Consider the following 11,214-nt stretch of genomic DNA (forward strand, 5'->3'; position numbering starts at 1 on the left):
ACCTCCACTTGGCGCGGCAAGCACGCCGCGCCAACCGGGGTTTGCCACGCCAGCGTGGCAAACCCCGGGCTGAGACGGGAGTGGGCGCGGGGCGTACGCCTACGACCGTCGAGGGGCGCGCCGGCTGCTCAGCCCACGAGCTCCTTGCGGATGAGCTCGGCCACCGCGTCGGCCCCGCGCTCCGAGAGCACCAGGGTGTAGTGGTTCAGCCCGTCGACCTGCTCGTGCCGTACGGTCGGCGCGGCCGCGAGCAGCGACGGGACGCGCTCGGCCGCGTACAGGCCCGGCGTCTCGTCCAGGAGACCCCGCGGCACCGTCACGAGCAGCGCCGGGTGACGCAGGTTCGCAATCGCACGCATCGGGGCCTCTCCGCCGTTGAGGTCGACCGTGTCCTCGGCCATCGTCGCGTACTGCGTGGCCGCACGGAGCGACGGCGGCTCCCCCACCAGGTCGTACGCGAGGTACCCCTCCAGCGCGGGCGACCAGTCGTGGGCGAACGCCGGGTGCCGACGCCAGAAGCCGAGGTACGCGTCGAGGTCGGGGAACGTCATCGCCAGCCGCTCGGCGGTCGGGCCGAGCACCGTCGCGATGACCTCCTCGGGAGCCAGCCCGGCAGGAACGTCCAGCGGCAGCCCGCCGTCGAGGAGCACCAGGGAGCGCACGCGGTCCGGGTGCTGGTCGGCGAGGACGACGGCGACGAACCCGCCCATCGAGTGGCCGACGACGGTGAGCGAGTCGACGCCCACGTGGTCCAGCACGGCGACCAGGTCGCGCGCGTGAGCGGTCATCCCCGCCGGGCCGGCGACCTCGTTACTGCGGCCGCGGCCACGCAGGTCGGGCGCCACCAGACGTACGTCGGGGAGGCGCTCGGCGAGCAGGTCCCATGAGCGGTGCGAGGCGGTCACGCCGTGGACGAGAAGGACGGTCGGCGCCTCGACATCGGGCCCCGCCGACGGCTCCCAGACCCCGACCCGCAGCGAGCCGCCGTCGACGGGCACGTCGACGGTGCGATAACGCGTGCTCATCGAGCCGTCCACCCGCCGTCCATCGTGTAGGAGGCGCCGGTCACCATCGCGGCGGCGTCCGAGCAGAGCCACGCGACGAGCGAGGCCACCTGCTCGGGCTCCACGAGACGCTTCACCGCGGTGCCGGTGAGCATGATCTTCTCGACGACCTCGTCCTCGGAGACCCCGTGCGCGGCGGCCTGGTCGGCGATCTGCTTCTCGACCAGCGGCGTACGGACGTAACCGGGGTTGACGCAGTTGCTCGTCACGCCGTGCGCGGCGCCCTCGAGCGCGGTCACCTTCGACAGGCCCTCCAGGCCGTGCTTCGCGGAGACGTACGCCGACTTGTACGCGCTGGCGCGCAGCCCGTGCACGCTGGAGACGTTGACGATCCTCCCCCAGCCCCGCTCGTACATGCGCGGCAGCACCGCCCTCGCGAGGAGGAAGGGCGCCTCGAGCATCAGCCGGTGGATGAGCCGGAAGTCCTCCGGCGCGAACGTGGTCAGCGGGTTGACCCGCTGGATGCCTGCGTTGTTGACGAGGATGTCGGCGTCGAGCTCGACGGTCTCCAGCGCGGCGGTGTCCGCCAGGTCCACGACCCACGCGTCGACGCCGTGGTCGGTGGCGACCTGCTTGGTCGTCTCTGGGTCGATGTCGGCGATCGTCACGTCGGCGCCGAGGGCGACCAGCTCGCGGACGCAGGCGAGACCGATGCCGCTGGCCCCACCGGTGACGACGGCCTGGCGGCCCTCGAGCGGACGGTCGGGACGGTCGGTCATGGCTTCTCCTTGGGGGCGAGGCCATCGTTGACGAGCCTCATCATCTCGGTCAGGACGTGGTCGGGGACGGCGGCGGGAGGTCGGCCGTCGGCGTCGCGCTCCCACAGCAGGTAGCGCATGCCGAGCAGCTCGCCCATGCCCATCAGCGCCCACGCGGCGACCTCGGGGTCGATGTCGCTGACCTCCCCCGCCGCCTGCGCCTTGGCGAGGCCGGCGCGGTAGCCCTCGACGATCCGCGTGTAGTGCAGGCGCAGCATCTCGGGTGAGACGAACTCGGCCTCACGGACCACGCGGTAGAGCGCGGGGTGCTCGGCGGTGAAGCGGAAGAATCCTGCGAACCCCGCCCGCTCGGCCTCGAGCCGGTTGGTGGCCCCCTCCATCGCCTCGGCCATGGAGCGCCGGACCCGCCGGTTGAGGTCCACGACGAGCGCCTCGAAGAGCGACTGCTTGGAGTCGAAGTACAGGTAGAACGTGCCCAGCCCGATGCCGGCGCGCTCGGTGATCTTCACGATCGACGCCTCGTGGTAGCCGAGCTCGGCGAACACGTCCTCGGCGGCTGCCAGCAGCTTGGCGCGCGTCGCCTCCCCGCGCTTGGTCAGCGGCCTGCCCTGCGCGGACGAGACCGTCTCCTCTTCCTCCAGCCCGAAGTCCTCTGCGGCACTCATCGGTCTCCCCCAGTCTTGGTGGCGTCCGCGTGGAGCGCGGGACGCACGATCTTGCCGAGTGCGTTGCGCGGGAGCTCCGCGCGCACATGGACGTACTTCGGAATCTTGAAGCTCGCGACCGTCCCCCGGAGGAACGACCGGATCTCGTCGGCGGTCAGGGCCGCGCCCGAGGCGGGCACGACGAACGCCGCCCCGACTTCGCCCCACACGTCGTCGGGGACGCCGACGACCGCCACCTCGGCGACCAGCGGGTGCGCGGCGATCGCCGTCTCGATCTCGGCGGGCGCGATGTTCTCCCCGCCGCTGATGTAGAGGTCCTTGAGGCGATCGACGATCCGGTAGCGACCCGCCGCGTCGCGCGTGGCGAGGTCTCCGGTGAGCAGCCGTCCCCCGGCCAGCGCGGCCGACGTGGCCTCGGGGTCGAAGAGGTAGCCGGCGCACAGGCTCGGCCCCCGCACCCAGAGCTCACCGGTGCCCGGGCCGACGAGGTCGACGCCCGTGTCGGGGTCGCGGAGCCCGACCTCGACGTACGGGTACGGCCGCCCGACCGAGCCCGGGTTGTCGGCCGCCTCGTCGGGACGCAGCAGGAGGACGTTGGGTCCGGCCTCGGTCAGGCCGTACCCCTGCGTGATGCCGACACCGCGGTCGGCCCAGCGGCGCCACAGCGCGTACGGCATCGCGGACCCGCCGGACATCGCGGTCCGCAGGCTCGACAGGTCGGCGGTCGCGAACGCGGGGTCCTCGGCGAGCAGGTGGTACTGGGTCGGCACGCCCATCATGGCGGTGACGCGACGCTCGGCGATCAGGCTGAGGACGCGTGAGGGCTGGAACGACCGCTCCAGGACGACGGTCGCGCCGGTACGCCACGCGAGCAGCGGCTGCACGTTCCAGGCGGCGACATGGAACTGCGGCAGCGTCGCGAGCACCACGTCCGAGGACGTGATCTCGACCGCCTGCCCGAGCGCGAGGTTGTTCCAGAAGCACGACGCGTGCGTGAGCACGACCGGCTTGGGACGCCCGCCGCTGCCCGAGGTGACGATCACCAGCAGCGCGTCGTCGTCCCGGACAGGGCGAAGCACCCGCACCTCGGACTGCTCCCCGGTCCGGGCGACGCACGACGGCACGCCCGCCTCGACCCCGGTCGTCCCGAGCTCGGCCACCGGCGGCGCGTCGGTCGTACGGGCGAGCGCGTCACGGCCGAGCGCGGAGTACTCGTCCTCGACGAGCAGCAGCGCCGGGGCGACACGGTCCAGGAGGTCGGCGAGCTCCCCTGCGGTCAGCCGCCACGACAGCGGGACGAGCGCGAGCCCTGCCTGTGCGCAGGCGAAGAACGCCACCACGTGGTCGATCGAGTTGCCGGTCAGGGTGGCGACGCGGTCCCCTGGGACGTAGCCCGCGTGGCGCAGCCGCTCCGCGAGCGCGTCCGCACGGCCGGCCAGCGCCCCGTACGAGATGGTGACGCCACGATCGTCGATCGCGGTCGCGTACGGGTCCTGGAGAGCACGGTCGGTCAGCCAGCGTCCGACGGTGTGCGAGCCGTCGTCGGCGCTCCCCCATGTCGCGAACGTCATGCGGCCGACTCTGCCAGGCGGGCCTGGTCACGCTGCCGCTCCTCACGGGCCGACGACCGCGACGCGACGCTGCGGGCGGCGCCGGCGATCCCGCCGGGGAAGAACATCACCACGAGGATGAAGAGCGTGCCGAGGAGGAACATCGGCTCCGACAACGGCACCCGCAGCACGGCCGGCAACGACTCCACCGTGTCCGAGTGCGCGAGCGTCGCGAGGCGCTGGTTGAGCAGCGTGTAGAGCACGCCTCCGACCACGACACCCCACCGGGATCCGACACCGCCGAGCACCACCATCACGAGGACCGTGATCGTGAAGTCGGCCGAGACGACACGCGGGACCGCGCCGCTCTGGAGCAGCAGGTAGACCGCCCCGCACAGCGAGGCCAGGACGCCGGCGACGGTGAAGACGATCAGCTTGGCCGCGTACGGCTGGAGGCCGAGCACGCGGACGCGCAGCTCGTTCTCCCGGGTCGCGGCCGCGACGTGCCCGACGCGCGAGCGGTCGATCCAGACCACGACGAGGAACACGAGGATCAGCATCGCGAGCGCGATCCAGTAGAGGTTGCGGGTGTTGCTGACACCGATCATCCAGTCGGGCACCTGATCGGTCGCCAGGCCCAGGCCCTCCTCGCCGCCGGTGGTCTCGCCCGGGTTGCGACGGACGAGCACCGAGCCCGCCTGCGCGAACGCGAGCGTGACCATGGCGAACGGGATGCCGTTGACGCGCAGGCTGATCGCGCCGGTGACCTGGGCGAGGACGAACGCCCCGACCAGCGTCACGAGCAGCGCCGACCACAACGACAGGCCCGTGTGCTCGAGCACGATCCCCAGGCCGTACGCTCCGGCGCCGAAGGCGAGCGCGTGCCCGAACGACAGCAGGCCGGCGGTGCCGAGCAGGAGGTTGTACGACAGGGCGAGCGCCGCGAACACCATGCAGAGCGCGAGCAGGCTGAGGGCGCCCGGCTGGTACGTCGGGCTGGGCAGCACGCCGGGGACCTGCAGGTTGAGGAACGGCAGGACCGCCATCACGACGACGAGGACGACGACGCCGGCGGCGCGGATCGCGGTGCGGGTCATGCGCGGGCTCCCATCAGACCGGTGGGCCGTACGAGGAGCACGGCGGCGAGGGCCAGCACGATGACGAAGTCGCCGGTGCCGGAGAGGTAGTAGTTGGCGAACTGCTGCAGCAGCGCGACCAGGACCGAGGCCACGGCTGCTCCCGTGAGCGAGCCGAGACCGCCGATGACGGTGACGATGAACGCGAAGATCAGCAGCGAGCCGCCGAGGCTCGGCGACACGTACCCGAAGTAGTGCGAGGCGAGCACTCCGCCGAGTCCGGCCGCCGCTCCGCCGAGGGTGAAGACGAGCGTGAAGGACTTGCGGACGTCGATGCCGAGCGCGGTGACCATGGCGCGGTTCTCCACGCCGGCGCGGATGATCATGCCGTAGCGGGTGTGCCGCAGGAAGAGCAGGATCGCGATCAGCGCGGCCGCGGCGACGGCGATCACCACGAAGCGGTCGTTGGGGATGCGGGCGCCGGCGATCCCGGTGGTCTCGTCGAGCCACGCAGGTCCGCGGATGAAGCGCGGGTCCGATCCCCAGATGCCCTCGAACAGCGCGACCGTGGCCAGCGAGAGGCCGACGGTCACGAGCACCTGCTCGATGTGCCGCTCGTACAGCGGCCGGATCAGCAGCAGCTCGGTCAGCGCCGCGACCAGGGCACCGATCGCCGCACCGACGAGCATCGACACGGCGAAGCCGAGCCAGCTCGTCGCGTCGATCCGGTCGGCGACCATCCAGCCGAGGAACGCACCGAGCGTGAGGAAGCTGCCGTGAGCGAAGTTCAGCACGTGCATGAGGCCGTAGATCAGCGAGAGCCCGGACGCCACGAGGAAGTAGAGCGCGCCCAGGCCGAGACCGGTGATGGCGAGGAGGACGACGGTGCTCATCGGGCGACCTCCGTGGTCGTGTCGGTGTCGGAGTCGGTGTCCGCGTGGACGCCGAGCAGGCGGGTGGTCAGGTCGTCGTCGTCGAGCAGCGCGACCGCGTCGCCGGTGTGGACCACGCGACCGCTCTCGATCACGACCACGTCACCGGCGAGGCGCCGTACGACCTCGAGGTTCTGCTCGACGAGCAGGATCGGGACGGTCTTCGCCGCCTCGATGAGGGCGTCGGCGACCTCGTTGACGATCCGCGGCGCGAGACCCTTCGTCGGTTCGTCGACCACGAGCAGCACGTTCTCGTTGATCAGGGCACGCCCCAGGGACAGCATCTGCTGCTGGCCGCCGGAGAGCGTGCCCGCCATCTGGTCGCGCCGCGCGACGAGGTCGGGGAACAACGCGTCGACGAGCTCGCGGCGCGGCGCCGACGTACGCTCCGCCAGGCGGAGGTTCTCGGCGACGGTCAGCTTGGCGAACACCTCGCGGTCCTCCGGCACGTAGCCGACACCGCGCTGCACGATCTTGTACGTCGGCAGCTTCTCGATCCGTTCACCGGCGAGGGTGACCGACCCCGTACGGCGGATCAGTCCGAGGATTCCGCGCAACGTGCTCGTCTTGCCGACGCCGTTGCGCCCCAGGACGGCGGTGATTCCGCGCGAAGGCACGGTGAGGCTGACGTCCTCGACGACCTGCTGGCCGTCGATCTCGGCCGCCAGGTGCTCGACGACGAGCACCGGCTCCGAGCCGTTCGTAGGTGTGGTGCTCATGCGTTGGTCCCGAGGTAGGCGTTCTGGACGGTGGGGTCGGCCATCACGGTCGCGGGCGTGTCGAAGGCGAGGAGCGTGCCGAAGTGCAGCACCGCCACCTTGTCGACGAGACCGAGGAGGACGTCCATGTGGTGCTCGACCATGAGGACGGTGCGCCCCTGGTCGCGGTGGAGACTGCCGATGATGGCGCTCAGCCCGGCCACGTCGCCGGAGCCGACGCCCGCCATCGGCTCGTCGAGGAGGATCACGTCCGGCTGCGACGCGAGCAGCACCGCGATCTCGAGCTTGCGCTTGTCGCCGTGCGAGAGCCCGCCCGCGGTGACGTCGGCACGGTCGGCGAGGCCGACCTCGGCGAGGTGCTCGTACGCCGCGCGGGTGGCGGCGTCACCGCGACGCGGGAACTTGACGATCGACAGGCTGCCGCCCCGCGAGACCTGCGCGGCGAGCCGCACGTTCTCCAGCAGCGACAGCTCGGGGAAGAGGCTCGACGTCTGGAACGTACGCCCCAGCCCCGCTCGCGCCCGGTGCGGCACCGAGAGGCCGGTGACGTCCTCGCCCTTGAGGTGCACCGTCCCTTCGGTGGGGGTGACCAGACCGGAGATCACGTTGAACAGCGTGGACTTGCCGGCGCCGTTCGGTCCGATGATGCCGATCATCGATCCGCGTTCGACCGCGAGGTCGATGCCGTCGAGGATGGTCGCCCCGCCGATCCGTAGGCCGATGCCTCGGACCTCGAGCGCGAGCGTGGCTGGTGGTGTCATGACGTCGTCGTTCTCTTCTGTCGTGGGGAGGGGCAGTGCGGGGTCAGGACGCCTCGGGCGGCGCGACCTCGTCGGCAGGCACCACCTTGAGGAGCTCCGGCACGAACGTGTCGCCCTCCGCGACGAGCTTGGCCTGGAACATGTCCTGGACGAGCGCGTGGTCGCTGGCGCGGACCGTCGTCTTGCCCTTCGGGCCGTCGAAGGACCAGCCCTCGAGCGCCTTCACCATGGCGTCGACGTCGCCGTCGCCCTCCTCGATCGCGCGCACGATCATCTGGCCCGCGACGAAGCCGTCGGGGGTGAAGAGGTCGGGCTGGCTGCCCTGCTCCTCCAGCGACTTGACCAGGGCCTGGTTGACCTCGTTGTCGGCGGCTGCGCCGAAGTAGTGGCTGAGGAAGCTGATCTTGCCGGCGGCCGGACCGTACGCACCGTACGTCGCGATGTCGCCCAGGCCCGTGACGACCGGGGCGGCGTCGAAGACGCCCTGCTGCTCCAGCGACTGCCACATGCTGCCGGAGGTGGCGCCGGCCCAGGCGACGAAGACCAGGTCGGGCTTGGTGTTGAGCACCTGGCGCGCGAACGACGTGAACTCGGTGACGTCCTCGGCGACGAGTACCGGCTTCACGGTCCCGCCCTTGCCGTCCGGTCCGAGGACCGCCTGGACGGCGGCGACGTTGCCCTGGCCGAAGGCGTTGTCCTGGGCGAGGACGGTGATCGTCTTGCCCTGGACCTCGTCGAGGAACGTCGCGGCGGTCGCGACATCCTGGAAGCTCTGGCGGCCGGAGCGGAACGTGTAGTCGTTGATGCCGGTGACCGCGTCGGCGGCCGCGGGGCCGGAGATGTAGAGCACCTTGTTCTGGGCAGCCTGCTCGGCGAGCGCGAGCGCGACACCGGAGGACGCGGTGCCAGCGAGGATCTTCACGCCGTCGCCGATGAACTCCTTCGACAGCTGCACCGCCTTGTCGACGTCGGCGCCGTCGTCACCCTCTCGGATCTCGATCTTCGTGCCGTCGACCTCGCCGGTGCCGTCGGTGGCGTAGTCCAGCCCGGCCTCCAGGCCCTCGAGGTACGCCTTGCCGTACGTCGCGAGCGGGCCCGACTTCGAGGTGATGACGCCGACCTCGATCGTGTCGCCGCCCTCGGCTGCGGCGTCGTCCGACGACGGCGCGCATCCCGCGAGGGCGAGTGCCGTCACCGCCGCAGCCGCGACCAGCCGCATGTTCTTCCGTGTGCTCATCTCCGTGCCTTTCCGACCTCAGAAGCGCCAGAACCTGAAACCTGATTCGGGTCACGGGAAATGTAGAGGCGGCCCACTTGTGATGTCAACCACAGGGGGCCACGGCGCAGACGGGATCGTGCGGGTTTGGTGCCATATGTGAGCACCAAACCCGCACGATGATCGCGCCAGCGGGTCAGGTCTCGCAGACGAGGCCGTCGTTGTCGCGATCGTCGTAGTACGGGTACTCGGGCTCGTCGCTGGAGTACGGGCCGTACCCGTTGTCGTTCGCCTCGCCGCACGTGTCGAAGATCGGGTCCATGCCGCTGTCCGGCTCGGCCGACTCCTGGTCGTCCTCGGCGCTCTCGACCGCCTCTTCGCGCGCCTTCACCTTGGCCAGGCGAGTCTTCAGCTTCGCGGCGCGCTGCTCGAGCTTCGACGCCTGCGAGTCGAGGGCGGTCTCCCGCTTGTCGAGCTCCTTCTCCTGCGCCGCCAGCGACGACTTCAGGCGAGCGATCTGAGGAGGTTCGGTCGGAGTCGAGGTCGTGGCGACCGTCGGCGAAGGCGTCGGCGAAGGCGTGGGAGGCGTGGGACGTGCGGCGGTCTCACCTTCTGCGTCGCCGACGGTCCCCACGGCCACACCGACGAAGAACGCGAGCGCCGCTACACCGACGAACGCGAGCACCCGGCGCCCGGGGCCCTGGCTCCCCGCCTCCGGCGCAGCCGGCGCAGCCGGCGCAGCCGGCGCAGCCGGCAACGCATGCAGCCCGGGCTAGCGCACGCCCCGCAACCTGCTGCGATGGAACACCAGCGGCTCCACCGTGGGATCAGCCTCGAGCCCGTCGATGCGCAGGACGACGATCCAGTGGTCGCCCGCGAGCGTCTCGGACTCGATCGACGCCTCGATGCGCGCGGCCGCGTCGTGCAGGAGCACCGCGCCCCGCAGGGTCGAGAACGTCTCGACGCCGGCGAAGCGGTCGCCGGTCTTCGACGACAGCGTCCGTACGTGCGCGTGGTGCGACTCCGACAGGACGCTGACCCCGAGCGACTGCGCGCGACGCAGCACCGGCCACGTCGCCGAGGTCACCTGGATCGACACCGCCGCGAGCGCCGGCACCAGCGACACCGAGAAGAAGCTCGACACCGCCATCCCCACGCGCTCGCCGTCGACCTGTGCGCAGAGCGCCACCACGCCGCTCGGGAAGGCGCCCAGGGTCTCGCGCAGCACGGCTTGGTCGATCGGCGCGGAGACCGCCAGCTCGGTCGGGGGCATGCGCAGCTCCGTCATACCGCCGCCTGCTCGCGCGCACCCGACGCGAGCGCCCGGATCGCGGCACCCCACCGCTGCGCGTACGCGTCGTACGGCGCCGCCTCGGCGTGCTCGGACTCCCGTACGTACAGGCCGGGCGCGGGCGCGTACGCTCCGAGCTCGACGAGCACCGGCTTGAGCAGCAGCTCAGGCGCGAGTGCGTGAGCAGGCCCGGCGCCGACCATCAGCGGGACCGCGACGACGTCCTGGAGACCGGTGCCGGTCGCGAACTGGTCGAGGAAGAGCTTGAGCACCCCCGTGTACGTCGCCTTGAACGTCGGGCTCGCCACGACGACGAGGTCGCTCGACGCGACGTCCTCGACGGCGGCGGAGACCGCCTCGTCGCCCCAGCCGAGCAGTCCGGCGCCCAGCGTCACGACATCGACGACGACGTCGGGCTCCGCGTCCGCGAGCCGCGCCGCCAGTCGGACGCCAGCGGCGAGCGTACGAGACTCGGCCTTCGGATTACCTGCCACCACTGCGACCTTCACCGCACCACCTCCGAGACCTGGGACCGAACGACGTCGTACTAAGTTAACCAACTTTATCGACAACTACCCTATAGTCACGAGGTCGTGACGATCCAGCCCTCTCGCATCGCGAGACTCCGAGCCGAGGTGATCCCATGCCGGTGAGCAGGACCGAGCGCCGTCCCACCATGACGTCCGAGGCGCGCTTCAGCAGCCCCGGCTTCTTGCTCCCCCACATCGGCCGCATGGCGCAGATCTGGATCACCGAGGCGCTCGAGCCCCTCGACCTCCTCCCCCGCGAGGCCGCCACCCTGCTCGTCCTGCGCCAGCACGGCACGCTCGCCCAGCAGCGGCTGGGTGAGCTGCTCGACATGGACCCGAACTACCTCGTCTTCGTGGTCAAGAAGCTCGAGTCCCTCAGGCTCGTAGCCCGCACCCGCGACCCCGAAGACGGGCGCCGACGCCTCGTCTCGATCACCGAGGCCGGCCTCGCGCGCCGCGCGGCCGTCGACGCTGCCGTCAACGCGGTCGAGGAGCGCCTGACCGCAGGGATCAGCGCCGACGACCTCCGTACGCTGCGCCGCTTGCTGCTCCAGCTCGACGCCAACACCGGCGCCCACCACCCCCGGATCGACTCCGGCGCGTAGCCGCCCGACCGCGCAACGTTCTACTCACCCGGACGAGAACCCTCGCACATCCGTCTCACCCGATGATCATGAGTAAATGACTATCT

General features: G+C 71.1%; 13 protein-coding genes. 1 reads left to right on the plus strand and 12 read right to left on the minus strand.

Going from position 1 to position 11,214, the window contains the following annotated elements:
- Positions 1-128 precede the first annotated feature (128 nt).
- From NYZ95_RS18850 to NYZ95_RS18905, 12 genes are all read right to left on the minus strand, one after another.
- A complete protein-coding gene (locus NYZ95_RS18850; RefSeq protein WP_262852884.1) occupies positions 129-1,025 on the minus strand; it encodes an alpha/beta hydrolase in 897 nt (298 codons plus the stop codon).
- Positions 1,022-1,783 carry a 3-hydroxybutyrate dehydrogenase gene (locus NYZ95_RS18855; RefSeq protein WP_262852885.1) on the minus strand — a complete coding sequence of 254 codons (762 nt, stop codon included), beginning with the start codon at positions 1,781-1,783 and terminating at the stop codon, positions 1,022-1,024. Before NYZ95_RS18855 ends, NYZ95_RS18850 begins: the two co-directional genes overlap by 4 nt.
- On the minus strand, positions 1,780-2,448 hold the full coding sequence (locus NYZ95_RS18860) for a TetR/AcrR family transcriptional regulator (RefSeq protein ID WP_262852886.1): 669 nt from the start codon (positions 2,446-2,448) through the stop codon (positions 1,780-1,782). The genes NYZ95_RS18855 and NYZ95_RS18860 overlap by 4 nt, the downstream gene beginning before the upstream one ends.
- Positions 2,445-4,019 carry a class I adenylate-forming enzyme family protein gene (locus NYZ95_RS18865; protein WP_262852887.1) on the minus strand — a complete coding sequence of 525 codons (1,575 nt, stop codon included), beginning with the start codon at positions 4,017-4,019 and terminating at the stop codon, positions 2,445-2,447. The genes NYZ95_RS18860 and NYZ95_RS18865 overlap by 4 nt, the downstream gene beginning before the upstream one ends.
- Positions 4,016-5,095 carry a branched-chain amino acid ABC transporter permease gene (locus NYZ95_RS18870; protein WP_262852888.1) on the minus strand — a complete coding sequence of 360 codons (1,080 nt, stop codon included), beginning with the start codon at positions 5,093-5,095 and terminating at the stop codon, positions 4,016-4,018. The genes NYZ95_RS18865 and NYZ95_RS18870 overlap by 4 nt, the downstream gene beginning before the upstream one ends.
- Positions 5,092-5,967 carry a branched-chain amino acid ABC transporter permease gene (locus tag NYZ95_RS18875; RefSeq protein WP_262852889.1) on the minus strand — a complete coding sequence of 292 codons (876 nt, stop codon included), beginning with the start codon at positions 5,965-5,967 and terminating at the stop codon, positions 5,092-5,094. Before NYZ95_RS18875 ends, NYZ95_RS18870 begins: the two co-directional genes overlap by 4 nt.
- A complete protein-coding gene (locus NYZ95_RS18880; protein WP_262852890.1) occupies positions 5,964-6,725 on the minus strand; it encodes an ABC transporter ATP-binding protein in 762 nt (253 codons plus the stop codon). Before NYZ95_RS18880 ends, NYZ95_RS18875 begins: the two co-directional genes overlap by 4 nt.
- Positions 6,722-7,486 carry an ABC transporter ATP-binding protein gene (locus tag NYZ95_RS18885; protein ID WP_262852891.1) on the minus strand — a complete coding sequence of 255 codons (765 nt, stop codon included), beginning with the start codon at positions 7,484-7,486 and terminating at the stop codon, positions 6,722-6,724. Before NYZ95_RS18885 ends, NYZ95_RS18880 begins: the two co-directional genes overlap by 4 nt.
- 43 nt (positions 7,487-7,529) lie before the next feature.
- Positions 7,530-8,723, minus strand: coding sequence for a substrate-binding domain-containing protein (locus NYZ95_RS18890; RefSeq protein WP_262852892.1), 1,194 nt, complete (start codon positions 8,721-8,723; stop codon positions 7,530-7,532).
- 175 nt (positions 8,724-8,898) lie between these two features.
- The gene (locus NYZ95_RS18895; protein WP_262852893.1) at positions 8,899-9,459 is read right to left on the minus strand and encodes an excalibur calcium-binding domain-containing protein; all 561 of its coding nucleotides are present in this window, start codon (positions 9,457-9,459) and stop codon (positions 8,899-8,901) included.
- Positions 9,460-9,474: 15 nt separating this feature from the next.
- The gene (locus NYZ95_RS18900) at positions 9,475-9,975 is read right to left on the minus strand and encodes a flavin reductase family protein (RefSeq protein WP_262852894.1); all 501 of its coding nucleotides are present in this window, start codon (positions 9,973-9,975) and stop codon (positions 9,475-9,477) included.
- A gap of 11 nt (positions 9,976-9,986) precedes the next feature.
- The gene (locus NYZ95_RS18905; RefSeq protein ID WP_262852895.1) at positions 9,987-10,502 is read right to left on the minus strand and encodes an NADPH-dependent FMN reductase; all 516 of its coding nucleotides are present in this window, start codon (positions 10,500-10,502) and stop codon (positions 9,987-9,989) included.
- 134 nt (positions 10,503-10,636) lie between these two features.
- On the opposite strand from NYZ95_RS18905, the gene NYZ95_RS18910 reads away from it, so the two are divergent.
- On the plus strand, positions 10,637-11,128 hold the full coding sequence (locus tag NYZ95_RS18910) for a MarR family winged helix-turn-helix transcriptional regulator (protein WP_262852896.1): 492 nt from the start codon (positions 10,637-10,639) through the stop codon (positions 11,126-11,128).
- The last annotated feature ends 86 nt before the right edge of the window (positions 11,129-11,214 follow it).

This window comes from Mumia quercus (genome assembly GCF_025506335.1).
GTDB classification, from domain to species: Bacteria; Actinomycetota; Actinomycetes; order Propionibacteriales; family Nocardioidaceae; genus Mumia; species Mumia quercus.